Genomic DNA, 26,077 nt, shown 5'->3' with positions numbered 1-26,077 from the left:
GAATGCCTCATAGCATGCGTCAAATAGCATATCAATGCCCCCTATTCTTCATAGCACCAAAGAAAAAACCGCTCATCTCCTGTTGGAGAGAGCGGTCTGTGTGCTTCACGACCAGTGATCCTATCACGATTATTTTACAAGAATGAATGACTCAATAGCAAGAGGGTTGGGGATGAAAAATGTAGGGATCGACTTTGAGGTCGTAGTTTATCATATAGTCCCTAACTAACAGATTAGGTTTATGTTGTGTCAAAGAATGTAAGCGTATTACAAAGAACGTATGATTTGGTCTCACGAAAGATTATAATAGAATAATAGAAAACGCATTCAGGGTGAAGGAGGAGACTATGTGCAAAGCTACACTTATGAAAATATTGAGACGGACGACCGTCTTCCCGTTCACTTGTTTTTGCACAGTACCCATCAGGTTCCGAATCATTGGCATGACAGCATAGAAATACTGTTCGTGCTCAAGGGAAAGCTCCAACTCTTCACGAAAGACAGATATATCGAGCTGAATGAAGAAGATTTATTTCTGATTAATGCCAATGATATTCATGCTATTGAAGCTGAGGAGAACAATTTGGTTCTGGCGCTGCAGATTCCAATCGCTTATCTCATTCAGATAGAACCTCAGATCGAACGGATATCGTTCGGGTGCAACTCTGCAGCCTTCGGTCAGAACGAGCAGGTTAAGTTTGATGAGCTTCGCGCTCTGCTCGCCGAAATGATGCTGCTCCATAATAAGCGCCTGCAAGGGTACACACTGCGCATACAGTCACTTCTGCTGAGCTTGATCTACTTGCTTGTGCAAGGCTTTCGCGAGCAAGAGCAGAACACAGAGAAGCTTGATGTTAAGCATCGCGAGCGGCTTCTGCGCATTACCTCCTATGTGAAGGAAAACTATAACCGCTCGATCAATATCCAGCAATTGGCGCAGCAGGAGTACTTGACGGTTCCGTATTTATCGCGGTTTTTCAAGGAATACATGGGCACTTCCTTCACGAAGTATGTAAATGCGGTGCGTTTGGACAAAGCGGTAAAAGATTTGACGCTAACGAATCTATCGATCACGCAGATTGCCCATGACCATGGGTTTCCGAACTTAAAATCGTTTAACGCGGTTTTCAAAGAATTTTATAGGCAAACGCCTGGCGAATACCGGAAAACGGTTTTGGATGGCCGAAGTAGGGTTCAGAAAAGCAGCGCGAGTCATTTTAATTATTTTGAAATGAATCCGTCACAAGCGTTCGAGTCACTCGTCAAATATCTCCCGGATAAGGCGGCCCCAGCGGCGTCAATTCTGCCTGCACCCCAGTTAAAGCGTTCAAGCAAAGTTTCAGTAGAAGCAATTTCGGAGACCAAGATTGCTCATACCTGGAAGAAGCTAATGACGGTGGGCAAAGCCAAAGAAGTGCTGTTTGCTGAAGTGCAAAAGCATATGCAGCGTGTACAGCGGGAAATCGGATTTCAGTATGTGAGGTTCCATGGTATTTTTGATGATGAGATGATGGTATACGGCGAGAACGAACGGGGAGAAGTTAGCCTAAACTTTGCTTATAGCGATTCATTGTTTGATTTTATGCTGGCCTCCGGACTTAAGCCGTTTCTGGAGCTCTCCTTTCTGCCGAGCCAGCTAGCGGGAGAGGAGCACGGTACCGTTTTTTATAAAAAGAGCATTGTAGGCAGTCCTAAGGATCTCGGTAAGTGGAATCAAATGATTCATCAATTCATTACGCATTACATTCGCAAATATGGCATTCATGAAGTGCGGCAATGGTATTTCGAGGTGTGGAATGAACCGGAAATCCGTATTTTCTGGCCGGACACGTATGAGGCTTACTGTGAACTGTTCGTCTCCACGTATCACAGCATCAAATCGATCCATCCAGAGCTGCGTGTAGGGGGACCAGGGCTATTGTCGATCACGTTGATGCGGGAGGATTGGCTGACCCGGTTTGTGCGGGATGTACGCGAACGACATGCGGAGCCTGATTTTATTTCTATCCATAACTACCCGTATGATGAGGCGATGAGCTTTTCAAATGAAGAAATCCAGGTTGATTTTGAGCAATTTCCGAATCTGATTTTTCAGCATATTGAATTATCAGCGGATACAGGGTATTTATCCCAAGTCATTACTAAATTAAAAGAAACAGTCTCTGCATCGGCAAGCGGCTATACGCCTGAACTGCACATGACCGAATGGAATTCCACGGGGTCTCACAGGGATCTGGTGAATGATACGTGCTATAAAGCGGCTTATATCGTGAAAAATGTGCTGGAAAATATGGATGCCCTCCGTAGTTTTGGCTATTGGACGGTGACAGACCTGTTGGAAGAGTTCAAAATGTCGGCCGAGCTGTTTCACGGTGGTCTGGGCTTGATGACATATAACGGCATACCGAAGCCAGCCTTTTATGCTTTCAAGCTGCTTGCGAAGTTAGGTGATCGCTGTATAGATCGAGGTGAAGGCTATTACATCGCTGGCAGTGACAAGGGGCTGCAGGTTTTGATGTATGCTTATGTGCATTTGGATGCTTTGTATCGCAAAGGGGATGCGTCTTTCATTAACCGTACCAATAGGTACGATGTGTTTGAAGAAGATGGGCCCACAGAGCTGACGCTGGAACTGACGGGTATTCGATCGGGGACTTACACGCTCAAAAGGCATACGATCAATAGGCTGCATGGCAGCGCTTTCGATCTCTGGGTGCAAATGGGGGCGCCTGCTCACATGGATGCAGATACCGTGGATTATCTAAAACAGGCGAGCTGTCCTCAATTGACTGTTGAACAGATTGAGATTAAGGATGGTGTTTATACGTTAGTGAGTACGTTGTCGCCGCATGAAGTGCAGCTGGTTGAATTGGTAAAAGGAAACCAAAATTATACCTCAAATAAGAATGATAAGGGAATGATTTCCATATAGCTAACCTAGATGAATTTTCATGGCTGCTTCTCATTTTATTTTGAATGCCAGGCAATATCTAGTTTATCATTGAATATTAATTCGTATAAATGTATAATTATTCATTATTGAATATGGAGGGAATAATCAATGTCACTTATCGTAAGAAATGCTGAACCTGATGATGAAAATAGCTTGACCGAATTAATGTATGAATACATTGTAGGATTTTATCAGAAACCTAAGCCAGCCGATGGAAACATACATCAATTGATTCATACCCTTTTAGAGAAACAATTAGGTATACAGTTTGTCGCAGAACAAGATGGAAAGCTAGTAGGTTTTGCTACCTTATACTTCGCATTTAGTACGATGAAAGCAGACAAAATTACCATCATGAACGACCTTTATGTCATGGAGCCATTTAGAGGTACAGAAGTGGAATCAGAACTGTTTTTAGAATGTCAAGGTTTCACAAAGGATCAAGGATATGCGTATATGTCTTGGATAACGGCTCCTGATAATAAACGAGCTCAACATTTTTTTGATAAAATGGGTGGGGTTCAAGGGGATTGGGTTAACTATTCCATAATCTGATTAATCTGGCCGCTGATTCGTTCGAGTTAACGATCAACGGCCCTTTTTCGTACAAGGAATGTCCTTCGATAAGCGGAAGGGCTTATTTGCATTTGCTGCGGGCAGCTAGTATATTTCTAAGTCCGAATCCGTCTTATCAGGCTGCGAATTTAGCCTTCCACTTGGTCGTCAAACCAATTCTTTTTCCAATAGCTCATTTTTCAAGCGCACATTTTTTCTTACTACATTTTTTTCTTAAAATTCCTTCACTTGGGGAATAATACCTATAACTCAAAAAAGGTTATTTTACAGGGGGTTTTAAGATGAAAAAATTACTCGCAACGACAGCAGTTACAGCATTACTCCTGATTTCGATAGGCTGTAGTTCAACTAAGCCAAACGCAACACCGTCGGCATCTTCGCCGAGTAAGGCGGAAATTACGATCGGCACCGAAGGTACATATGCACCTTTCACTTTTCATGATAAGGCCGGCAAGCTGACGGGATTTGATGTCGAAACGGCAGAAGAGGTATGTAAACGGATTGGCATGACGCCGCGTTTTGTTGAAACCAAGTGGGATGGCATGATCGCGGGACTCGATGCGAAGCGGTATGACATGGTGGCCAACGAAGTGGCAGTTCGGGCGGATCGTTTGGAGAAGTACGATATGTCGATGCCTTATATTGTTTCCCGCGCTGTTCTTGTGGTGCATACCAATAATACGAATATTAAGACGTTGGATGACCTTAAAGGCAAGAAGGTCGGACAATCCCTCGATAGTAATTATCGGAAAATAGCGGAAGAGCACGGTGCCACTAATACGGTTGTGGAGGGGTTTAATCAAGCAATTGATCTTCTGACTTCGGGCAGGATCGATGCGACGCTTAACGATAGTTTGTCCTATTTGGATTTGAAAAAGCAGCGTCCCGAGCTCCCGATCAAAACGGTTTATGAAGAGCCTTCCGCGACGAGCAACGCCTTTTTATTCCGCAAAGGAAGCACGGATTTAGTTAGTAAAGTAAATAAAGCTCTGACAGACATGAAATCGGACGGTACATTGGTTCAGATTTCGCAAAAATGGTTCAATGCCGATGTAACGAAGTAAGGACCCAGCCTAATGACAAATGATCGTCTTGAGCGAATTATAGGGATTCTGTCCGATTCCTTCTTACCTATTATAAAGGCGGGGCTTACGTACACAGTTCCGCTTACTTTAATCACTTTTGCACTAGGACTTAGTTTGGCTTTCATCACGGCGCTTGCTCGATTATCGGATTTTGCCATCCTCAGGGTGATAGCAAGATTCTATGTTTGGGTTTTCCGCGGCACGCCACTTCTGGTCCAGTTGTTTATACTCTTTTACGGTTTTCCAAGTTTGGGCATCACGCTGGATCCTTTTCCGACAGCCATTATCGGGTTTACGTTAAATAAAGGAGCTTATAGCTCCGAAATCATTCGTGCCGCGATTTTGTCGATTCCCAAAGGCCAAAGAGAGGCAGCTTATTCAATCAATATGACGAAATGGCAGGCAATGAGGCGCATCATTTTACCCCAGGCTGTGCGGGTCGCTATTCCTCCATTAGGAAATTCCTTCATTAGTTTAATCAAAGATACTTCTTTGGCCGCCACGATAACAGTTACGGAAATGTTTCAGAAAGGGCAGCAGATTGCAGCTGTTACGTATGAGCCATTATGGCTTTATATCGAGGTGGCCTTCGTTTATTTAGTTTTTAGTACCGTACTTTCCTATTTCCAATCTAAGCTAGAAATCCACTATGAACGAAACATTTCTAAGTAAGAGGGGGCCCAGCATGATTCGAATGCAAGGCATACATAAACATTTTCAGGACCTCCACGTCTTAAATCAGATTGATTTGGATGTTGAAAAAGGGAGCACGACCGTTGTTATCGGACCTTCTGGTTCCGGCAAAACGACCCTATTAAGATGTCTGAAATTATTGGATTTTCCTGATCAGGGGACCCTCTCGATAGCCAACGCGACGATGACTTTCTCAAGTGATGTCAAATGGAATAAGACGGACATCCGTTCCATCCGTCAACACACCGGCATGGTCTTCCAGAACTACAACTTATTTCCCCATTTAACCGTTTTGCAAAATATTATGGAAGGTCCTGTTATTGTCCTAAAACAATCCTTGAAAGCAGCTAAGGAAAAGGCTTTATCCATTTTAGACAAGGTTGGACTTCGAGATCGTGCCGATCATTATCCTCATCAGCTGTCAGGTGGACAACAACAACGAGTAGGAATTGCTCGGGCCATGGCGATGAATCCAGAGGTGCTTTTATTCGATGAACCAACGTCTGCACTTGACCCGGAATTGGTAGGCGAAGTGCTAAAGGTGATGAAGGATCTAGCCCTCGAGGGCATGACGATGGTCATTGTGACACATGAGATGGGCTTTGCCAAAGAAGTGGCTGATCAAGTTATCTTTATGGATCAAGGCGCGATTGTGGAGAGAGGAACACCAGCCGATATTTTTGATGCTTCAACGAATGAGCGAACCCTGCAATTTTTGAGAAAAGTGAATCGGAAAACAGAGTAAGATTAACTATATATTTTATAAATTAAAGGATTCACGCTGGTTGCGAGAAGTCTCTATAGAAATCCCTAACTGGTAGCAAGACATGCTTAAATAGAAAGGATGGAAGGAAAATGAAGTCTTTTGTCGAATGCTATATCCAGCCAATGAAGAGGCCAGTTTACAGGTAGTGTAAGTATAGAGGAGTCGTTTCTATGATAAATCCTGCGAATAGATTACTTGATGTGAAGACACTCCTAAGCATGATGGATAATATGGAAGACTCGATTTATATCATGAGTGTGGATGGATCGGATATCAAGTACTATTATGTGAATCGTGCTGCTACGAAATTTAGTGGAATTACAATGGATGCTGTCGGTCTAACTTTTTTTGATATAAACACGAGCCAGATGGCGAACTACTTACATAAGAAATATACGAGAGTGATTACCGAACGACGAACCATTAAGTATGAGGATGGCGTTGTGCTGCCCAATGGTATGTTAAGCGGAGAAAGTGTACTTACGCCAATATTTAATGAAAGCGGTGACATGGAGTTCATCGTCACAGTTACTCGTGATATTACTGAGCGTAAACAACACGAAAATTTACTTTATCATTACGCCTATCATGACGATCTTAGCAAGCTATATAATCGAAGATTTCTGCTTGAGCATGTGCACAATCCGGCGAACATTTATTTGCTTGATCTGGACTATTTCAAAAACATTAATGATATTTTCGGACATGATGTTGGTGATACCGTACTCGTTGAGGTCGCGAATCGTCTTGTTGAGAAATTTGGTACGGAGTACATACTTGTACGATTGGGCGGGGATGAATTTGTCGTTGTAGCCATGGGGGAACCTCGATCAGCTGAGGAGACCGCCGACCAAATTAATCAACTATTTGCGGCTCCCTTTACGGTAAATGATCATCTAATGAAGTTAAGTGTAAGTATTGGTGTGGCTCAAAGTGTAAAAAATGAAACCATCCAAACCCTGTTAAAACAAGCGGATATTGCCTTGTATAAGGCCAAAGGGGCGGGAAGAAAAAGATTTCATATTTTCGAAGCTTCATCTAAATATGACCATGTTGAGAATTTCATTCATGAGCTCGCTCTGTCCGTAGCCGTTGAGAAAGAAGAATTGCATTTGCGTTATCAGCTTATTTATAATCCGGTCAGGGAGGAAGTCATAGGTGCCGAGGCTCTGCTAAGATGGAATTCGGCCAATATGGGAATGATCCAGCCCAATGACTTTATACCGATTGCCGAGGGAACGGGCTTGATTATTCCGATTGGATACTGGGTCATCCGGCAAGCTTGTAAGGATTGGCATCTTTTAAAAGAGATATACGGTTCTCAATTTAAAATTTCCGTCAACATTTCGAGGATTCAATTAAACGAACCTCTTTTCGTTGATCAAATGCTTCAAATATTGGAAGATGAGCATGTGGACCCACGTATGATGGAGTTAGAAATAACGGAAAGCACGACGATTCACTCGATGGAAGATGTCCAACAAACGCTGCGAAGATTGCGGACCGAAGGCTTTACCATTGCCTTAGATGATTTCGGAACCGGCTATTCCTCGTTAAGCATGTTAACGTTGCTGCCTATAGATAAGTTGAAGATAGACAGATCATTCATTTGGGAAATGAATGTTTCGCTGATTTCAGCCATTTTGGCTATGGCCAATGCACTGAACTTACAAGTAATCGCAGAAGGCATCGAGACGTATGAGCAATATAGGATGTTAAAGGAAATGAATTGTTGGGGCGTACAAGGTTTTTTTATCAACGAGCCAGCCCAATTTGCATTATTACCTAAACAGGTTGCAGTAGTTAGAAAGTAAACGAGTGGTCAACGTCCAGTGTGCTGCTGGTGATGTTGATCTTTTTTATTTTACTTGAAGAATGTGATACAATTTTTTAGCAAGATTAGCCTGTTGGAGGTAGTCGATGAAAGCACTAATTTTCGAAAAATTTGGTGGGCCAGAAGTCCTGCAGTATGTAGACATTCCTGATCCCAGCTTAGAACCAGGTCATATCTTGGTGAGAATGGAAGCCATCGGCTTAAATTTCGCCGACATATATAGGAGACGAGGCAACTATCATTTGGCTGGAAAGCCACCCTTCATTCTAGGGTACGAGGGAGCCGGCATTGTTGAACGAGTAGCGTCGAATGTGGACCAGATCAAGATTGGAGATCGAATTGCCTTTGTGGATGTTCCTTTTGCCAATGCGGAATTGGTTGCTGTGCCTGTAGATCGAGCTATACCATTACCCATGGATATCACGTTCGAACATGCCGCGGGTATTTTGCTTCAGGGAATGACGGCGCATTATCTGGTGAATGACAGCTATCGCGTTCAATCCGGCGACGAAATCGTCGTACATGCGGCAGCAGGAGGCGTTGGACAGATTTTGACGCAGCTATGTAAAAGTAAAGGCGCAAAAGTCATCGGTTTGACCTCTTCGGAAGCCAAAAGGGAAATCGCCTTAAAGGCCGGTGCTGATGAAGTTCTTCGTTATGACAGCGATTGGGTAAATGGGGTCAAGATTTGGTCTAGCAACCATCAGGGCGTAGATGCCGTATACGATTCTGTTGGGTCTACGCTAATGGATAGTTTCGCTGCAGCCAAAACGAAGGGGACAGTCATTTTCTATGGAATGGCTGGCGGAGATCCGTCTCCTATCGATCCAAGAATGCTCATGGACACCTCAAAGACGCTGACGGGAGGCGACTTGTGGAACCATGTGACCTCCTTGCAGAATCGAATCGAGCGATCACACGAACTTTTTGAAGCGCTGCGGCGAGGGGTTATTCAAATAGAAAGCCTTACATGCTTTCCTTTGAGCGAGGGTGCGGAAGCCCACAGACTCTTAGAGAGCAGGAAAAGCACAGGGAAAATCATATTAATTCCTTAATAGGAGAAAAGGCGGCAGAATACGGTATATCACGTATTCTGCCGCCTTTTTGAGTAGAAGAATAGGTTAAGTGAGAGATCGTCGATTCTCAGAAAGTGCAATTTTCATTTAGCATAGTAATAAATAAGAGCTTTCGACGTGAACAGCTCCTCCACGAACTCTTTTTAATTGCCATGTGCAATAATATACCCAAGCCTACATAAAGAAAGTCCATATACAATCCTTGCCGAATCTTGTATCTTGTTAAAATTGACACATTGCATCGTACAAGGAAACGAGGAAATGCTCATGTTATCAGCTATGAACAAATTTACAGCTATGAATAAACTAACAGCGATTAAACTGCCGTTTTGGGTCATGTTTATGAATACATTTAGTATGGCGGTCGGATTTTATATGATGATTCCGCTGCTTGCCTCGTATTTACTGCACGATTTACTGTTAACTGTCACCATGGTTGGCGTCATATCGGCTATCCGCAGCTTCAGTCAACAAGGTTTGTCCGTTTTCTGCGGTACTTTGGCCGATAGATTTGGATATAAACGTACGATCTTGATTGGTTTAGTAATCCGTACCTTAGGATTCGGACTATTCGGATTCGTGAATCATATTCCAGGCTTGATCCTAGCATGCTTCTTCTCAGGTTTGGGCGCAGCAATGTTCCAACCAGCCAGTTATGCCTACTACGCAGCGCTTTCTACATCGGAAAACCGGATTACAGTTTACTCGATACGTGAAATGTTAAGTAATTTGGGATTTGTGGTTGGGCCCATAATAGGCGCGTTTTTAATGGGTTTTCATTTTCAATATGTCAGTATAACAGCAACGTTGATTTTCGTGTTTTCGTTTTTGTTAAGCCTTTTCTTTTTACCTCACATTAAAATGGAACAAACAAAAGCAGATGACGCAGGTATGCTGCCACAGCTGAAAAAAGTGCTGCAGAACCGCAGCTTTCTGCGATTTATGTTGTTTACGATGATATCCTGGTCGCTTGCAGTCTCAGCTTTATATCGCCGTTCCATTTCGAGTGAATCAGATTGCTGCAGGAGCCAATATCGGTTTCATTTATAGCTGCGGAGCCATCGTAATGGTGCTGCTGCAGGTTCCTTTTTCTAAATTAAGTCAGACTAAGATGCAGCCGTTTGGCGTGTTATCACTAGGAACGTTACTAATTTCGGCAGGGCTGTTTACAATTGGGATGTCGGGATCCATGCTGGGGATTTATGCGGGAGTCATTTCATTAATGCTCGGGCAAGTGTTTTGGCAGCCAATGATGAATACCATGGTATCTGAATTCGCTGGGACTGGAAGTATAGCAAGTTATTTTGGCTTTAACAGTTTTGCTTTATCCATCGGCGCTATGATTGGCAATGTTGGCGGGGGATATTTGTACGACTTGGGGAGCATGCTCGGTTGGGACGCTTTGCCTTGGTTTAGCTTCTTTATAGCTGGGCTTGCTAATATTTGGTTTATGCTCAAAGAACAAAGATCACCAAGATAATGAAAGCCTTATTTTGACCATATAATCCATGGATATGCTCATCCTATGCATTCTACCTCAGCTAAAATCATGCTATCCTGATTGCATATGACACGAAGGAGGCAAGTATTTACAATGAGCATAAACAAAATGAAAATTGGTGTAATCGGAGCAGGATCGATATCCGATATGCACTTTGAGTCCTATGTGAAGCAAGCAGACGCAGAATTGGTTGCCGTATGTGATTTGAATCGTCAAAGAGCGGAGGAGAAAGCCGCAAAATATAACGTTGAGCATATTTACACCGATTATCGGGAGCTTCTGGCGAATCCAGAAGTGGATGCTGTAAGTATTTGTACATGGAATAATACACACGCTGAGATTAGCATTGCAGCTTTGCGCGCTGGCAAGCATGTTCTTGTTGAGAAACCACTTTGCAAAACAGTGGAAGAAGCTGAGCGCATTCAAGAGGCCGTTCGTGAAACGGGGAAAATTCTGCAGGTTGGTTTTGTAAGAAGATATGATACCAATGCTCAGCTCGTTAAGCGCTTTATCGATAATGGCGATTTGGGAGAATTGTACTATGCCAAAGCATCGTGTCTACGTCGATTAGGTAATCCGGGAGGCTGGTTTGCTGACTCGGAACGATCTGGCGGCGGACCTTTAATCGATATTGGTGTACATGTGATTGACTTATGCTGGTATTTAATGGGGAGACCAAAGCCAGTATCGGTTAGTGGTCATACCTATAATAAGCTTGGGAATCGGGCGAATGTACGCAATCTTTCCTTTTATAAAGCTGCCGATTATAATGTTGAGTTGAATACGGTTGAAGACATGGCTAATGCTTTAATTCGGTTTGAAAATGGGGCCTCCCTGATGGTTGATGTTAGCTTTACTCTTCATGCCAAAAAGGATGAAATCGCGGTCAAGTTGTACGGAGATAAGGGCGGCGTGGAATTGGAGCCTGAGCTTGTCCTCGTCACGGAAATGCTGGATACCATTTTGAATGTAGCGCCACAGACAGATAGCAAATCTATCAACATAACAGAAGCTTTTAGTCAGGAAATCAGTCATTTCTTAAGCTGTTGTCGAACTGGAAATTCACCGATTAGTCCTGTAGAAGATGGACTTACGATGATGAAAATTCTGTGCGGTATTTATGAATCAGCTGCCAAAGGTCAGGAAATCAGGTTATAACTATCTAGGAACAGATGTGGAGGAACGGATATGAAACTTGGCGTTAGTACGTATAGTTTATTTCAGGCTCTAAAGTCTGGAGAAATGGACATTATGGGTGTTATTGACTGGATTGCCGATCAGGGTGGCGAACATGTTGAGATAGTGCCCCTTGGCTTTGATTTACCCGGGAATTTGGAACTTGCGGATGAGATTCGACTTAAGGCGCAGTCGCGCGGCATCGAAATATCTAATTATGCAATTGGAGCAAACTTTCTAACGGACTCTCGAGAGGCCTACGAGCAGGAAATTAAAAGGGTCAAAGGGGAAGTCGATCTTGCTGCAAGGCTTGGTGTACAACGAATGCGCCATGATGTTGCATCAAGTGAGGATCGTTCTATTGCGAACTTTAACAAAGAACTTGAACGTATGGCGGAGGCCTGCCGTCAAATTGCTGACTACGCTTCGCAATATGGCATCATAACGAGCGTTGAGAATCATGGATATTTTGTGCAGCACAGTGACCGCGTTCAGACGTTAATTCAAGCCGTAGACCGTTCCAATTTCCGCACAACTTTGGATGTGGGTAATTTCATGTGTGTAGATGAAAATTCCGTTGCAGCGGTGAAAAATAATCTGCCTTTTGCTTCGATGGTCCATGTGAAGGATTTTTACCTTCGTCCTTCCTATCAAAATCCAGGCACGGGGTGGTTCCAGACCCTGCAAGGCAATCATTTGCGCGGCGCTATTGTGGGCCATGGTGATATTGATATGAAAGAAGTTTTGCGCGTTATTAAAAGCTCCGGCTATGACGGTTTCATTTCCTTGGAATTCGAAGGCATGGAGGAATGCAAAATGGGTACGATGATTGGGTTGCAAAATATTAGAAGGCTATGGGATGATGTGGAATAGGCAATAGAATTCAGCGATACGAAAGGTGTGTTGATGAGATATGGGGAATCCGATTGGTATTATGGTTGACAGTCTGCGTCTAGGCTTGCGCGATGGTTTGAAGAAAGCCAAAGAGCTCGGTGCAGACGGGGTACAAATATATGCAGTTTCAGGCGAAATGGACCCGGCGAACTTATCGCCTCAAGCGCGTAAGGAATTGAAAGCTTATATCGAGTCATTGGGGCTTAGCATTTCTGCTTTGTGTGGAGATTTGGGCGGACATGGCTTCCAAGATCACTCCGTGAATGCCGACAAAATTGAAAAATCAAAGCGTATTCTCGACCTTGCGGTTGAGCTGGGAACCAAGGTTGTAACCACTCACATCGGTGTCGTACCTGAGCAAGCCAATGGCCTGATCTATGAAACGATGCTGCATGCGTGTGAAGAATTAGGCGTGTATGCAAGCAGCTTAGGCGCTTACTTTGCCGTAGAAACCGGTCCAGAAACAGCTGCTCACTTGAAAAGCTTTCTAGATTCGTTGTCTACCAAAGGCGTTTCCGTTAACTTTGATCCGGCGAATATGGTGATGGTGACTGGCGATGATCCTGTTCAAGGGGTTATCACGTTGAAAGACTATATTGTCCACACGCATGTGAAGGACGGCATCCGACTGCGTCAAGCAGACCCTCGTGAAGTTTACGGCTCACTAGGTTATCAACCGATGAGTCACGAGCTTATCGCCGAGGCAGCGACATCAGGACCTTATTATCGAGAGCTCGCGTTAGGCGAAGGACATGTCGATTTCGAGCGCTACTTTCAAGCGCTTCGCGACATTGGTTACACAGGCTATTTGACCATTGAGCGTGAAGTTGGGGAAAAGCCTGAGGTAGACATTGCTAACGCGATTGCGTTTATTAAGAAATTTCAGTAAAACATCAGGAAAGTATTGGAATCATCAGGGAATTATCGATAAGGTAAATCGTCGTTAATCATCAGAAAATCGTCAGAAACAGAAAGAACCTCGCAATTTTGCGGGTTCTTTTTTACTTGGTCAGGTTTGGTGGTCGAAAATAGACCGCTCGGTGGTGAAGCGGTAGAGAAAGAGCTGTGAGAGGTCCGAAAAGAGTCTCTCAGCAGCAAGTGAAGCGTACAAAAGCTAGCTTGCGACCTGAGAGGTCGGAAATAGACCGCTCGGGGGCGAAGCGGTAGAGAAAGAGCTGTGAGAGGACCGAAAAGAGCCTCTCAGCAGCAAGTGAAGCGAACAAAAGCCGTTTCGCGACCTGAGAGGTCGAAAATAGACCGCTCGGGGGCGAAGCGATAGAGAAAGAGCTGTGAGAGGTCCGAAAAGAGCCTCTCAGCAGCAAGTGAAGCGTACAAAAGCTAGCTCGCGACTTGAGAGGTCGAAAATAGACCGCTCGGGGGCGAAGCGGTAGAGAAAGAGCTGTGAGAGGACCGAAAAGAGCCTCTCAGCAGCAAGTGAAGCGAACAAAAGCTGGCTCGCAACTTGAGAGGTCGAAAATAGATCGATCAAGGTCGAAACGGTGGAGAAAGTGTTGTGAGAGGTACGAAAGGTCCCAAAACGACCTTGCAAAGCGTTAATAAATGAAATTCCTACAGGAAATTTATGGTACAAAAGGATGAATTTTTTTATAGCATTGAAATCCCTTTCAGTTTTTTATTCGCCAAATGGTTAGGTCTATGTAATCAAAACGTCTAGACCTTTACTCCCGAAAATCACTATTTTCCATTTTATGAGACACAAAACTACAAATAATACGAAGTATATAGTCATATTCAGCCCTTTTGACTGTAAAAATTTAACTGTTATGATAATGGTAAACTTGAGTATTGTTTAAGGAACCAAATACAAATATCGGTTAAAGGATGATTACACAGATGAGAAAGATGTTCTCTGGTGGAAGTAAAGTCTTTTACTTGTACCGGTATATTTCACTTGGTGGAACTTCGTTAGTGTATGCCATTGAGGATCGTGGCCCCCCGTTAAGTATTAAAATTGGCATCATTTTGGCGCTATTCATCTTTGCCAAGTGGATTACGGACATGTATTCCCGAAGTGGCCAAGCCTCTCGCACAATTAAAATAACCGTAGGCTTGGAAATGACGGGGATGATGATCCTGCATCTTCTGAGCGGCGGTATGGACAGTCCGTTTCTGTGGTGCGTATTCAATCCCGCTTGGATGGCTGCCAGCTATTTATCCTCGGTTTATTGCTGGTTTATGATGCTGATTTACTTCTTATTCGTCACCGCATTTTCCTACTTTTTTGCCAATGACCAATCGCTAACCACTATTTTGCTTGAAGAAAATCGATTTTACTTGATGTTATTGTTTATGACGCTCTCAATTCAACTATTAGCTGGCGTCAAAAGTAGGCTTGAGATCGCGAACGCTCGTACCACGGAAACGATGGAGCATATGAAGTCGCTGTATCAATTCGTGGAAGCAGCTACGCATAGTGAATCGGAGAATTTGAAAATTATTTTTGCAGAATTTGCTTTAAAGCTGACCAAGCTCAAGATGTCCTTCTTCTGGGATGTCAATGGGAATGGCGGACATGATCCGCTTATTACCCAGGGTATCACGCCAGCTGGCGTAGAAGCTGCCCTGATTGCAGCTATTGATATGCATGCAGCCGAGCTTAGACAGCTCGATAGCTGTATGGTGATGAATTTACCTGAGTATGGTGATTTTCTAGTAATTCCCATCAAGTCGTCTACCCGGTTCTGGGGAGTGATGGGGGTGAAGATTGAGCGCTCCACCTATGAGGAAGGAAGGCATTGGTTCGTCAAACAGCTGTATTTTCTATCTGAGCTGTGCGCCGTCATTCTGGAAAGGCACCAGCTTGAGCGTATCGAGAACCAGCTGATGATTATCGAGGAGCAGAATCGGATTGCCGATGAGATGCACGACAGCGTTTCGCAGTACATTTTCGGAATTGTGTATGCCGTACATTCGCTCAGCCGCAAATGGAAAGACATTTCAACAGATCAGATTAAGGAACAGCTGCAAATCATTCAAGAGTCATCTGTTGCAGCTTCTCAAGAGCTTCGTTCCACGATTTATAGTCTTAGCTCTCGTAAAAATGGCGGTGCTTTTTGGATCACTACCGTCAAATCTCATCTGGACAGCTTGTCCAAGCTGCACGCTGTGAAAGTAACCTTAAATGTTACTGGAGATGATCATGGCCTACAGGTCAATTATCAAAAGGCATTGTTTAGAATCATATCGGAAGCAACTGGAAACGCCATTCGTCATGGTCGAAGCAGTCACATTAAGGTAGATCTCAGTATGAAGACAGAAGAGGTAAGGCTTTCGGTCTTGGATAACGGAAGTGGTTTCAGTGTTACAGAACGTCTTTCTGACCCTAAGGTATCAGGGCTTGGCGTGAGCAACATGGAGCTGCTTGTTCATTCTTTTGGCGGAACGATTAGCATTCAGAGCACGAAAGGAAAAGGTGCACATATTCAAGTGACTCTCCCATCTGGGAATCAGGATAAAAAAGAACAAAATGAACTTCAGTTGATGGGCTAAACAAGGTCATGAAAGCAATTCCCATTCTAACGAAAGCAGGTGGTACTGTGAAAGTTGTTATCGTAGATGATCATCCGTTGGTGCGAAAAGGATTGTCAGCTGTGCTAAAGCTTGAAGCTAACATCGAAATTTCTGGCGAATCGGAAACGGTGGAGCACGCTTTGGAGTTAATCAAGGAAACGAAACCGGATTTGGCAATTGTGGATCTGAAGCTCGGTAATCGCTCTGGTCTCGAAGTGGTTGAGAGTATCAAGGATTCATCTTGCCGAAGTATCATTCTAACCTCATCGACCATGGAGCAGGATGTCAGAAGGGCAGAGGCCGTGGGGGCGGATGGTTATGTGCTCAAAGAAGCGCTGCCAGAAGAATTGCTGCTTGCAATTAAGTTGATTTTCAAAGGGAAAAAGTATTACGATCCGGGTTTGATGGAAATGTTGTTCAAGAAAGAGGAAGAGGACAGCTTCAGTAAGCTCACGCCGAAGGAGCGGGAAGTGTTAATTGGTCTAGGAGAGGGCTTGTCCAATCAAGGAATGGCCAAGAAACTGATGGTAACTGAGTTCACAGTCAAGAAGCATGTTAGCCAAATCCTAAACAAACTATGCGTCAACGATCGTACCCAAGCGGCTTTGTTAGCGCAATCCAAGGGACTGGTCAGCAGTTTTCAGTAAGCCATTTATGCAAACATGGTCCGAAAGTATACCATCGCTTTATTACATATAGCCATTGGTGGATACACGAAATAGACCCTAAAAATTATAATATCGGGTAATATCATAATTCTGGGAATTCATATAGTATTTGTGTATAACCAACTAACTGACAAAAAGCGGCATTCTTCATTCCTTATGATCGTAGAGTGCTTCACCTTAGCTACTGAATAGCTAACTCTGTCGAAAAGAGATTGTTGAATGCTCTGGCTAAAGGAGTGATTGAATGTCGGTTCGATAGTGGGTGTAATCGCAAATGAAACGCTTTCATTGCAAATATCATAGCTCAATTTTTTGGGAAAAGCAATACTGAATTCATCGATTTTTAACTATTTTTTTGGGAGGGTACCATGGAGAAATCGATCTTGGATTACTTTGTACTCATTCGCAAAAAACTGTGGATGATTGCGCTGTTCGTTCTTCTCTCGTGTCTGACAACGTTCTATGTCAGCAAATCTTTCGTCGAGCCGGTTTACAAGGCGAACACACAAGTGCTGGTTAGCAGCACGTTCAAGAGTGAAGAAGCGATAGATCTTAATGATGTGTCGATGAACTTGAATTTAATTGAGAGCTACAAGGAAATCATGAAATCAGATCATATCATTCAACAGATGCTGCAGAGTCACCCCGAATTCGGAATGACTCAGAAGGAGCTGCTGAAGAATCTGAAAGTGAGCTCCACGGATAAAACACAAATTATCAAAATTGAGCTTGAGGATCATAGCTATGAAAAAGCGGTTGTGATTACCAAGACACTTGCGGATACGTTCATTAGTGAAGTACCAAGCTTGATGAATATGAATAATGTCAAGATTCTTTCTAGTTCCGATGTTGCCGTGAAGCCATTGCCAGTTAATTCCAGTGTGGTCATCAATCTTGCTTTGAGCTTCATTTTATCGGCGATGGCAGCCATTGGTGTTTTCTTCTTCTTTGAAAATATGAATGATACGATTCGTTCTGAAAAAGAAGCCGAGCATATCGTTGGGCTGCCTGTACTCTCTTCCATCGGAACAATTAAAAAAGGCAAAGCATCGAAACCTTCGCGTGCACGAAGCAGAGAGGTAGGGGAAAAGGCATATGTCACAGCTAAGTAATGTTCTTGTGGCTGAATTGGATCCAATTTCGTCGGTCTCCGAAGCTTATCGTTCCTTGCGTACAGCGGTACGCTATAAAAAGGTTGTGCCAGCTGGTCAAGGAATGGTGCTCATGGTTGCATCTCCCAAGCCGCAAGAAGGCAAGACGACGACACTTGCTAATCTGGCTATTACCTACGCTCAGGAAGGTAAGTCTGTCGTGGTCTTAGATTGTAATTTACGGCAGCCAGCCCTGCATGAGATGTTTGGTGCCAAGAATACGAAAGGCCTGGTCCACTTTTTAAATAAGGGGTTAACCGCCCAAGAAATCATTACACCGACAGGAATCATCGGGCTTGATTTGATCGCCAGCGGTGGTCAACCGCTGAATCCATCCGAGCTGTTAGGCTCCGCCAACATGGATGCCTTGATGAACGAGCTCAGGCAGCGATATGAAGTCATTCTAATCGATTCGCCATCAACGCTTGACTATACAGATGCTTGTTTACTTTCTGAGTACAGTGACGGCGTGATGTTAGTTGCCAAGAATGGCAAGACGAAGCGAGAATGGGCGAAGCAAGCGAGAACCCAATTAGAGCAGTCTGGAGCCCGGATGCTCGGCATTGTTTTCAACCAATAATTGCATATAGTAAAGGCTAGACTTTCCATAATCGATAGGAGGATGAGAGAGAGATGAAAAAGGTGAAGAAAGCCATTATTCCGGCCGCAGGCTTAGGAACGAGATTCCTGCCTGCTACGAAAGCGATGCCTAAAGAGATGCTCCCGATCATCAACAAGCCGACTATTCAATACATCGTGGAAGAAGCCATCGAATCCGGAATCGAAGATATTATTATTGTTACCGGTAAAGGGAAGCGGGCAATTGAAGATCACTTCGATAATGCGTTCGAGTTAGAAAATAAGCTGTTGGAAACGGGGAAGCTGGAGCTTCTTAAGGAAGTTCAACGTTCATCCAAGGTAGAGATTCATTACATTCGTCAAAAGGAACCCAAAGGTCTTGGACATGCGGTCTGGTGTGCAAGAAGGTTCATTGGAAATGAACCATTCGCTGTGCTGCTAGGCGATGATATTGTCACAGGGAAGGTGCCTTGCCTAAAACAGCTCATTCAGCAATATGAATTATCAGAAAATTCAGTTATTGGCGTGCAAACTGTACCGCCAGAGCTTACCAATCGTTACGGTGTCATTGATCCAGGTGAACAAAATAACCGGCTTTATCAAGTGAAAGACTTTGTTGAAAAACCAAAATTAGGTACTGCCCCATCCAATCTTGCCATTATGGGCAGATATGTGTTCTCCCCTAAAATCTTTGAATTTTTGGAGCTTCAGGAAAAAGGCGCTGGCGGAGAAATTCAGCTGACTGACGCGATTCAGAAGCTTAATCAGATAGAACGAGTGCTAGCCTATCATTTTGACGGTATCCGTTATGATGTGGGTGAACGTCTCGGTTACATTCTCACAACAATGGCGTTCGCCTTGGAGAGTAAAGATCTACGGCCGGATGTACTTGAAGCGATGGCTGCCATCCTTATCAAGGAGCAATATGCGCCAATTCTAGAGCATCTGGGAGGTGGAAACCATGAGCTTGCGCGAATTGCAGGAGGATTATGAGTACCTGGGACCACAGAAAATTTCCCAGAAGAGCTACTACACGGCTGCTGCCCCTAGATCGCAAGAGGGGAAAAGCGCTGCTTCCTATTTGTTCATAAAGCGTATGCTCGATATTATGCTATCCCTCATGGGCCTTTTCTTCCTGACACCGTTATTTATCATCATTGCTATTTGGATTAAGTTGGAAGATCCTAAAGGCGCCGTTTTCTTCAAACAAAATCGAGTGGGGAAAGACGAAATCCTCTTTCCCATGTATAAGTTTCGCTCGATGGTGTCCAATGCGGAAGAACTGAAGCAGCAGTTGATGAGTCAGAATGAAGTTGAAGGCGCGATGTTTAAAATGAAAAATGATCCTCGCGTCACTCGCGTTGGACGATTATTGCGCAAAACAAGTATAGATGAGTTACCCCAATTGTGGAACGTACTCGTCGGTGATATGAGCTTAGTCGGGCCAAGACGGCTTTGCCGAGTGAAGTAAGTGAGTATACACCATATGAGAAGAAGCGTTTAGCCGTTACTCCTGGCTGTACGGGTTTATGGCAAGTAAGCGGACGAAGCAATTTAAGCTTCGGGCAAATGGTTGAACTTGATTTGACTTACATTAAAAAACGAAGCATTTTCTATGATTTGAAAATCATCCTGAAGACAGTTTCGGTCCTTCTTGGCTCCAAAGACGCCTTTTAGAGAACAAAAGGGAAAGGAGTAACACCGTCGTGCTGATTCAGCCAAAACCAAGGGTTTCTATTGTCATCTGTACCTATAACCGTGCTGATTTGCTTCAAATCACTTTGAATTCGTTACCTGCTTTAAAGGCGATAGACAAGGCTGAGATTCTCATTGTGGATAACAATTCCGCAGATCATACGCGTGAGATCTCACAATCGTTTATTCAGCGTCAAGCAGGGGGGATGGACGTTCATTATCTGTTTGAACAAACCCAAGGGCTTTCGGCTGCGCGAAATAGAGGTATTCAAGAAGCTAAGGGTGATATTGTTGCCTTTCTCGATGATGATGCAGTTCCTTGCATGGAATGGATTCGCACCATCATAGACACCTTGGATAGTCGAGAGGATGTCTATGCGCTGGGAGGTGTGATTCGCCCCCGTTTCGAAACAGAACGGCCAAAATGGCTGATCAAATCGCTAGAGCTGCCTTATACGATTGTGGATAGGGGAGCAGCAGTTCATGAGTATCCGATGAACAGGCATCCATTTGGCGCGAATATGGCGATTCGCAAATCCTTTCACGACAAATACTTGTTCCCAACCGACCTAGGAAGGAAGGGAACACTGCTGTTGTCTGGGGAGGAATCCTGGATATTTGAGCAGATGAAGAAAGAAGGGAAGGCTATTATTTATCAGCCTTCCATGGTGGTTGATCACTTCATCCCGGATAGCCGGTTGACGAAGGATTGGATCAAGCAGCGCTATTATTATCAAGGTGTTACGAATGGCTCGATGCATAAGAGTCGTATCAGCAAGCTTGTTCTTCTCGGTAAAGTTGCAAGCAAGGTGCTCTACATTGCCGTAGATGCCTTGTTCGCGCGTACCGAAGGAAGAAAACTGCTGATTACATGCCGAATGCAAAGCATACGAGGCACGCTAGACACGCTCAGCAGACGCGGAAAAATGCACTTAACAGGGTGAGGATACTGATGATGCCGGATCTTCCAATACAGCTCAAAAAACCGATGTATTATGGTGCGGTTTATGTCCTTTTTGCCGTCATGGTGGGCGTAGCGGCTGCTTATCAGCCTCTGTTCAGTATCTTGGGGCTGGGCGTGCTTTTCTCATTCGTTTATGCCATCTACCAGCCGGAGAAAATGAGTTATCTAGTCCTGCTCTCAACCGCCATATCGATTAACTACATCGTCGAAGCGAATGTGCCTGGGCTAGAGATTATTTCTCTGTATAAGCTTGGCATTTTGATTCTGTTAGTTCCCAGTATGCTGCAAAACGGACTTCGATTGAAGTTCATCTATCCCATAGCAGCTATCGCCAGCATGTTATTTCTTACCTTGTTCTTCTCAGAATGGCATCCAAGGCTGACGTTGTCACTCACCTTGAAAGCATTTATCGGACTGACGCTTCCCTTCTTTTTTCTCATGATCAAATGGAACAAAGGAACAGCGCAAAGGCACATCCGAATCATTTGTCTGCTGCCATTGGTAAGTGTTGGAACTGGGGCCCTGCTTCAATTGGCTCATCTGTATTCGTTTCTCAATGTGGAGTTCACGGGAGCGATTCGGGTACAAGGAGCGAATATCGCACCCCATTTGGCGATGCTAGCTTTTCTAGGCATTACCGTTGCCTTAATAGAAACTAAACGCAATCCGCTGCAAGCCAGGTTTTTTTATTGCACATTGGCTGCTAACTTTGCGATTCTGATCGCTACGGGAACTAGAGGACCTATTCTCGCCATGCTGGCCATGGCTGCTTACTATTTCTACGATATGGTTAAGCAGTATATCAAAGGGAAGCTAATCTTAATTATCCCGCTGCTTTGTTCCTTGGTCTTGATCGGTGGGGCCGTCTATGTGCAGTGGGACAATATGACAAAGCGTTCGTTTGAACGCCAGACCGGCACGGGTATTGACTTGTCAGGAAGAACCGAAGCATGGAGCTACTTCTTAAAAGGGGTGAAAGATTCTCCTCTGACAGGTAGAGGGCTAGGTGCAGTTACCGTTGCAAATGATGGAAGTTTATATGAAGGATTTGTGGTTCCCCATAACGAGTATATCCGTTTTTATTATGATGCTGGTTATATCGGATGCAGCCTGTTGTTTCTATCTTTACTCGTCTTATTTGGAATGATTTATCGAGTAATCCCGCAGAGAATCAAGATTTACTACGTGGCGTTCATCCTGGCGTTCTTTCTGTACTCCTTGTCGGATAACACCTTATCGACTGTTCAATTCATCATCCCTTTTTGCTGGTATTTGAATAGCTTGTATATTCTGTCAACGACAAATTCGAAAAAAGAAGAAGTGATCTGATGAGTAGAGTGACCATGTTCGATGTACATTTTGATAATTATGATTTTCTGGACTTGCTTGCCTATATGGATGAGGTCATACGTCAGAAAAATCATTCTTACATTTTGACCTGTAATGTCGATCATTTAATCAAGCTCAGAAAGGATGCTGAGTTTCAGAAGGTGTATTCAGGCGCAGGTGCTATTGTTGCGGATGGAATGCCGATCATATGGGCATCGAGGATGCTCCGTAAACCGCTCAAGCAGAAAGTATCCGGGTCCGACTTATTCAATAAGTTAGGTGGAGCTTTCGCAAGCAGACAATATAAGCTCTTTTTCTTAGGATCAGCTGCTGGTATTCCGGAGCAAGCGGTAAAGAATTTGAAGCTCGTATTTCCAAATCTGAATATCGTTGGCTGTTATTCACCCTCTTATGGTTTCGAGAAGAAAAAGGAGGAGAATGAGCAAATTGTTCAGATGCTGATAGATACGCAGCCGGACATCGTGTTCGTAGGCGTTGGCGCTCCGAAGCAAGAGAAGTGGATTTACCAGAACTATCTTCAGTATAAAGTTCCGATCTCAATTGGCGTTGGCGCAACGTTCGATTTCATTTCGGGCACAGTGAAGAGAGCTCCGAACATTATGCAGAAAACAGGATTCGAATGGTTCTGGCGTCTTGCCCAAGAACCGCGAAGGCTATGGAAGCGTTACTTGGTTCACGATGCGATGTTTGCGGTCCTGCTATGGCGGGAAATAGTTAAGCAATTCAAGATGAAACGGGAGGGGACGGGAATCAACAGTGGATGAAATAAGCAAAATGATTAAGCCCCCTTTTATCATGATGCAGGCTAGCCGGATGACAATCCTGTTGGTTGGAATGGCTTTGTTCGTCTCTTTACTCATTGGTTATTCTAGTGCGACTCTGAGTCCTGAACTTAGTATCCAAATCACAATCTTGTCGATGCTGCTGTTTCCCGCATTTGTGATGGCCTTGCTAGATTCACGTCGATTGATTCCTTATATCCTGCTCGTTTGGGTCATTTGCCCGGAGATCCGAAGAATCCAGGATTGGATGGAAGGTACGTACCATTCTGTTTCCTTGCTGAGCATTGCCCCGCTGTTAACGAGTGCGGTGCTTATCATTCCAATCCTTGCTAAGTTTCATCAGATGGAATCTCGCATATACAAGCTGCTCATCTATGTGGGTATTGTGCTGCTGTATGGAAGTCTGATTGGTGCAGCTAAGAATGGGAGCGGAGCTTTCTATGACTTAGCTAACTATGTGATTCCATTATTGTTAATCCCTTATGCTGCCTTATCTCATTTCGATAATAAAGCGTTAGACCGCTTAATTGTCGCATTCTCTAACACCGCTATCTTGGTTGCTGTTTATGGCATTATCCAATATGTGATGGTACCGCCTTGGGATGCATTCTGGATGAACCATGTGGAGATGACCTCAATTGGTCACCCGTCTCCCTTGGAGATCCGAGTGTTCTCTACATTGAATTCCCCGGGACCCGCAGGGATGTATATGGGAACTGCGCTTGCGCCGATGATTCTGGAAAAAAGGTGGCGGGGGCCGCTGGGCTGGATCGGTATTATTCTGGTAACGGTAGGGCTGCTTATCACATTAGTCCGGTCGGCTTGGGTCATGTTATTCATTGATATCGCCATTTATACAGCCGTTTCAGCGGGTAGACAAAAATGGAAATTGATTGCTCAATTAACAGCGGTTATTGCAGCCATGTATCTGATTATTCCAAAGCTGCCTGGAGCACAGGGGCTGATCGCCCGATTGGATACAATGACAGCCATTCAGGACGATCATTCCTACAATGAAAGATTAGATTTCTTTCATACTGTTTTCCCTATGTTGTTTGCTAAACCACAGGGGTTAGGTCTTGGCAGTATTGGCGTCGGCACCAAGCTTAGCAACGGAGGAGCACTTGGTGAATATGGCATTTTCGATAATGGATTCGTAGCTATTTTCCTTACCTTTGGTATTCTCGGAGGGTTGCTGTTTCTATGGGCCTTATGGCTCGTCACCCGTTATCTGCTATCCCAAAAGAAACAACCCGGCGGTATAACCGCTTACGGAAAACTGGGGCTTTCAGCTTTGCAAGGTAGTATCGTTTGTCTCGTGTTTGAAAATGGTTATACGGGTTTGAAAGGTTTTCTACTATGGATGGTTGTAGGAATTGGAATCATGGCGCATCAAACGATCGTTCAAGAGAGGAGGCAAATTCCGGATGCAGCAACCAGTCAACTTGAAAATAGTCCGCATAAAGCCTCTATTCGGCTTCATTAAAGCATTTTTTTCAAGCAAGAGTCATATCTCGGCTTCCATCAGAACGATGTTTTTCAGTGTACTCATCTTAGTGATTAATATGCTTACAGGTATTTTGACAGCACGTTTTCTAGGACCATCCGGCCGAGGAGAGCAAGCCGCTATGGTCTTATGGTCACAGTTTCTAGCCTTTAGTTTCACTTTCGGTCTGCCTTCCGCCATTATCTACAACGTGAAAAAGAACATGAAGGATTCCGCCAAGCTTTATTCGACCGCTGTTCTCATGGGTTTGACAGCAGGCATACTTGCAATGAGCTTGGGGATACTGGTTTTACCCTATTGGCTCCGTACGTATTCAGACAGCGTGGTCCTTTTCTCGCAATGGTCCATGGTGCTCGTACCTCTCATCGTATTGTCTCAGATTAATAATGCGATGATGCAGGTGAGAGGCGAATATAAGCTGTTCAACCGTCTGCGCTTTCTTGTTCCGCTTAGTACGCTCATCGGCTTAGGACTGCTAATCCTAACAAGAACCATGAATCCTTACACGTCAGCCGTGGCTTATCTCGCTCCGGCGGTTCCCTTTTACATATGGACGACAGTACGCTTACTTAATCAGTACAAATTTGTGATAAGTGATGCTTTTCACTCCTTTAAGACATTAATCCGGTACGGTATTGGATCTTACGGCAACGATTTAATGGGGAATGTCTCCTATTATATTGATCAAATTGTTATTATCGGTCTCCTTAATCCAGCAGAGCTTGGACTGTATGCGGTAGCGGTAAGCCTTTCCCGTGTAGTCAATATATTCTCTACATCCATTATCGTGGTGCTGTTCCCGAAAGCCTCGGGTTTACCTAAGGATAAAGTCGTTGAGATGACCTTCCGTGTATATAGGATCAGCACATGTGTCGCTTTGCTTTGCTCATTGATGATTATGCTGGTTGCACCTTTCGTAATGCCTTTACTGTATGGCCCTGATTTTAAGGAAGCGATCAGTGTTTTTCGAATGCTGCTCCTCGAAGTTTCCATCTCCGGTGGAACCATGGTCTTGGCTCAAGCGTTCATGGCATTAGGAAAGCCGAAGATTGTTACGATTCTGCAAGGGATAGGGCTGCTAATCGTCATCCCGTTACTAACGGTACTGATTCCGAAGTTCGGATTGTTCGGTGCGGGAATGGCCATCTTATCATCGGGTTTACTTCGATTCGTCTTTATTCTATTGAATGTCAAATTCACCTTAAAGACGAAACTTCCTAAATTATTGATTAATAAAGATGATGTGCGTTGGTTACTTTCAGCAATATCAGCATATAAAGCCAAATAATTTGTTTG

22 protein-coding genes and 1 pseudogene are annotated in these 26,077 nt (G+C 44.1%); all 23 read left to right on the top strand.

Going from position 1 to position 26,077, the window contains the following annotated elements; translation table 11 throughout:
* Nucleotides 1-349: 349 nt before the first annotated feature.
* Entirely contained in the window at nt 350-2,932 is a 2,583-nt protein-coding gene (locus ACBP55_RS25085) for a GH39 family glycosyl hydrolase (protein ID WP_464645610.1), read from the top strand.
* 129 nt (nt 2,933-3,061) lie between these two features.
* A complete protein-coding gene (locus ACBP55_RS25080) occupies nt 3,062-3,508 on the top strand; it encodes an N-acetyltransferase family protein (protein ID WP_464645609.1) in 447 nt (148 codons plus the stop codon).
* 302 nt (nt 3,509-3,810) lie between these two features.
* A complete protein-coding gene (locus ACBP55_RS25075; protein ID WP_464645608.1) occupies nt 3,811-4,593 on the top strand; it encodes an amino acid ABC transporter substrate-binding protein in 783 nt (260 codons plus the stop codon).
* 12 nt (nt 4,594-4,605) lie between these two features.
* Complete coding sequence (locus tag ACBP55_RS25070) at nt 4,606-5,286, top strand: amino acid ABC transporter permease (RefSeq protein ID WP_464645607.1); 681 nt, start codon at nt 4,606-4,608, stop codon at nt 5,284-5,286.
* 13 nt (nt 5,287-5,299) lie between these two features.
* Nucleotides 5,300-6,052, top strand: a complete 753-nt coding sequence (locus ACBP55_RS25065) for an amino acid ABC transporter ATP-binding protein (RefSeq protein WP_464645606.1) — start codon at nt 5,300-5,302, stop codon at nt 6,050-6,052.
* A gap of 191 nt (nt 6,053-6,243) precedes the next feature.
* Entirely contained in the window at nt 6,244-7,887 is a 1,644-nt protein-coding gene (locus ACBP55_RS25060; protein ID WP_464645605.1) for a putative bifunctional diguanylate cyclase/phosphodiesterase, read from the top strand.
* Between the two features lie 106 nt (nt 7,888-7,993).
* Nucleotides 7,994-8,962 (top strand): quinone oxidoreductase family protein, encoded by a 969-nt coding sequence (locus ACBP55_RS25055; protein WP_464645604.1) that lies wholly within the window; start codon nt 7,994-7,996, stop codon nt 8,960-8,962.
* A 288-nt stretch (nt 8,963-9,250) separates the two neighbouring features.
* Nucleotides 9,251-10,033, top strand: coding sequence for an MFS transporter (locus ACBP55_RS25050; RefSeq protein WP_464645603.1), 783 nt, complete (start codon nt 9,251-9,253; stop codon nt 10,031-10,033).
* Nucleotides 9,954-10,463 (top strand): hypothetical protein, encoded by a 510-nt coding sequence (locus ACBP55_RS25045; RefSeq protein WP_464653579.1) that lies wholly within the window; start codon nt 9,954-9,956, stop codon nt 10,461-10,463. Before ACBP55_RS25050 ends, ACBP55_RS25045 begins: the two co-directional genes overlap by 80 nt.
* Before the next feature lie 114 nt (nt 10,464-10,577).
* Entirely contained in the window at nt 10,578-11,642 is a 1,065-nt protein-coding gene (locus ACBP55_RS25040; protein WP_464645602.1) for a Gfo/Idh/MocA family protein, read from the top strand.
* Nucleotides 11,643-11,672: 30 nt separating this feature from the next.
* Nucleotides 11,673-12,533 (top strand): sugar phosphate isomerase/epimerase family protein, encoded by an 861-nt coding sequence (locus ACBP55_RS25035; RefSeq protein WP_464645601.1) that lies wholly within the window; start codon nt 11,673-11,675, stop codon nt 12,531-12,533.
* Between the two features lie 40 nt (nt 12,534-12,573).
* Entirely contained in the window at nt 12,574-13,443 is an 870-nt protein-coding gene (locus ACBP55_RS25030; protein WP_464645600.1) for a sugar phosphate isomerase/epimerase family protein, read from the top strand.
* A 965-nt stretch (nt 13,444-14,408) separates the two neighbouring features.
* The gene (locus tag ACBP55_RS25025) at nt 14,409-16,064 is read left to right on the top strand and encodes a GAF domain-containing sensor histidine kinase (RefSeq protein ID WP_464645599.1); all 1,656 of its coding nucleotides are present in this window, start codon (nt 14,409-14,411) and stop codon (nt 16,062-16,064) included.
* 8 nt (nt 16,065-16,072) lie between these two features.
* Complete coding sequence (locus ACBP55_RS25020) at nt 16,073-16,732, top strand: response regulator (RefSeq protein ID WP_464645598.1); 660 nt, start codon at nt 16,073-16,075, stop codon at nt 16,730-16,732.
* A 389-nt stretch (nt 16,733-17,121) separates the two neighbouring features.
* On the top strand, nt 17,122-17,865 hold the full coding sequence (locus ACBP55_RS25015) for a YveK family protein (RefSeq protein WP_464645597.1): 744 nt from the start codon (nt 17,122-17,124) through the stop codon (nt 17,863-17,865).
* Entirely contained in the window at nt 17,849-18,484 is a 636-nt protein-coding gene (locus ACBP55_RS25010; protein WP_464645596.1) for a CpsD/CapB family tyrosine-protein kinase, read from the top strand. Before ACBP55_RS25015 ends, ACBP55_RS25010 begins: the two co-directional genes overlap by 17 nt.
* A gap of 53 nt (nt 18,485-18,537) precedes the next feature.
* On the top strand, nt 18,538-19,476 hold the full coding sequence (galU, locus tag ACBP55_RS25005; protein ID WP_464645595.1) for a UTP--glucose-1-phosphate uridylyltransferase GalU: 939 nt from the start codon (nt 18,538-18,540) through the stop codon (nt 19,474-19,476).
* Nucleotides 19,445-20,160, top strand: a pseudogene (locus ACBP55_RS25000) (sugar transferase). The gene galU and the pseudogene ACBP55_RS25000 overlap by 32 nt, the downstream one beginning before the upstream one ends.
* Nucleotides 20,161-20,189: 29 nt before the next feature.
* Nucleotides 20,190-21,122 carry a glycosyltransferase gene (locus ACBP55_RS24995; protein WP_464645594.1) on the top strand — a complete coding sequence of 311 codons (933 nt, stop codon included), beginning with the start codon at nt 20,190-20,192 and terminating at the stop codon, nt 21,120-21,122.
* Between the two features lie 8 nt (nt 21,123-21,130).
* A complete protein-coding gene (locus ACBP55_RS24990; RefSeq protein ID WP_464645593.1) occupies nt 21,131-22,471 on the top strand; it encodes an O-antigen ligase family protein in 1,341 nt (446 codons plus the stop codon).
* The gene (locus tag ACBP55_RS24985) at nt 22,471-23,256 is read left to right on the top strand and encodes a WecB/TagA/CpsF family glycosyltransferase (RefSeq protein ID WP_464645592.1); all 786 of its coding nucleotides are present in this window, start codon (nt 22,471-22,473) and stop codon (nt 23,254-23,256) included. Before ACBP55_RS24990 ends, ACBP55_RS24985 begins: the two co-directional genes overlap by 1 nt.
* The gene (locus tag ACBP55_RS24980) at nt 23,249-24,760 is read left to right on the top strand and encodes an O-antigen ligase family protein (protein ID WP_464645591.1); all 1,512 of its coding nucleotides are present in this window, start codon (nt 23,249-23,251) and stop codon (nt 24,758-24,760) included. The genes ACBP55_RS24985 and ACBP55_RS24980 overlap by 8 nt, the downstream gene beginning before the upstream one ends.
* A complete protein-coding gene (locus ACBP55_RS24975; protein WP_464645590.1) occupies nt 24,702-26,069 on the top strand; it encodes a lipopolysaccharide biosynthesis protein in 1,368 nt (455 codons plus the stop codon). Before ACBP55_RS24980 ends, ACBP55_RS24975 begins: the two co-directional genes overlap by 59 nt.
* The last annotated feature ends 8 nt before the right edge of the window (nt 26,070-26,077 follow it).

The sequence above is a fragment of the Paenibacillus sp. WG02 genome (assembly GCF_055396115.1).
The sequence above is the reverse complement of the archived record's forward strand: the minus strand, read 5'-3'. Positions and strand labels throughout refer to the sequence as shown.

Bases quoted from the DNA above. Each gene is read 5' to 3' on its own strand.
- ACBP55_RS25040 (WP_464645602.1), top strand. From the start codon at position 10,578: ATGAGCATAAACAAAATGAAAATTGGTGTAATCGGAGCAGGATCGATA.
- ACBP55_RS25075 (WP_464645608.1), top strand. From the start codon at position 3,811: ATGAAAAAATTACTCGCAACGACAGCAGTTACAGCATTACTCCTGATT.
- ACBP55_RS25030 (WP_464645600.1), top strand. From the start codon at position 12,574: ATGGGGAATCCGATTGGTATTATGGTTGACAGTCTGCGTCTAGGCTTG.
- ACBP55_RS25020 (WP_464645598.1), top strand. From the start codon at position 16,073: ATGAAAGCAATTCCCATTCTAACGAAAGCAGGTGGTACTGTGAAAGTT.
- ACBP55_RS25035 (WP_464645601.1), top strand. From the start codon at position 11,673: ATGAAACTTGGCGTTAGTACGTATAGTTTATTTCAGGCTCTAAAGTCT.
- ACBP55_RS24975 (WP_464645590.1), top strand. From the start codon at position 24,702: ATGCAGCAACCAGTCAACTTGAAAATAGTCCGCATAAAGCCTCTATTC.
- ACBP55_RS25050 (WP_464645603.1), top strand. From the start codon at position 9,251: ATGTTATCAGCTATGAACAAATTTACAGCTATGAATAAACTAACAGCG.
- ACBP55_RS25055 (WP_464645604.1), top strand. From the start codon at position 7,994: ATGAAAGCACTAATTTTCGAAAAATTTGGTGGGCCAGAAGTCCTGCAG.
- ACBP55_RS25060 (WP_464645605.1), top strand. From the start codon at position 6,244: ATGATAAATCCTGCGAATAGATTACTTGATGTGAAGACACTCCTAAGC.
- ACBP55_RS25015 (WP_464645597.1), top strand. From the start codon at position 17,122: ATGGAGAAATCGATCTTGGATTACTTTGTACTCATTCGCAAAAAACTG.
- ACBP55_RS24990 (WP_464645593.1), top strand. From the start codon at position 21,131: ATGATGCCGGATCTTCCAATACAGCTCAAAAAACCGATGTATTATGGT.
- ACBP55_RS25065 (WP_464645606.1), top strand. From the start codon at position 5,300: ATGATTCGAATGCAAGGCATACATAAACATTTTCAGGACCTCCACGTC.
- ACBP55_RS25025 (WP_464645599.1), top strand. From the start codon at position 14,409: ATGAGAAAGATGTTCTCTGGTGGAAGTAAAGTCTTTTACTTGTACCGG.
- ACBP55_RS24985 (WP_464645592.1), top strand. From the start codon at position 22,471: ATGAGTAGAGTGACCATGTTCGATGTACATTTTGATAATTATGATTTT.
- ACBP55_RS25010 (WP_464645596.1), top strand. From the start codon at position 17,849: ATGTCACAGCTAAGTAATGTTCTTGTGGCTGAATTGGATCCAATTTCG.
- galU (WP_464645595.1), top strand. From the start codon at position 18,538: ATGAAAAAGGTGAAGAAAGCCATTATTCCGGCCGCAGGCTTAGGAACG.
- ACBP55_RS25070 (WP_464645607.1), top strand. From the start codon at position 4,606: ATGACAAATGATCGTCTTGAGCGAATTATAGGGATTCTGTCCGATTCC.
- ACBP55_RS25080 (WP_464645609.1), top strand. From the start codon at position 3,062: ATGTCACTTATCGTAAGAAATGCTGAACCTGATGATGAAAATAGCTTG.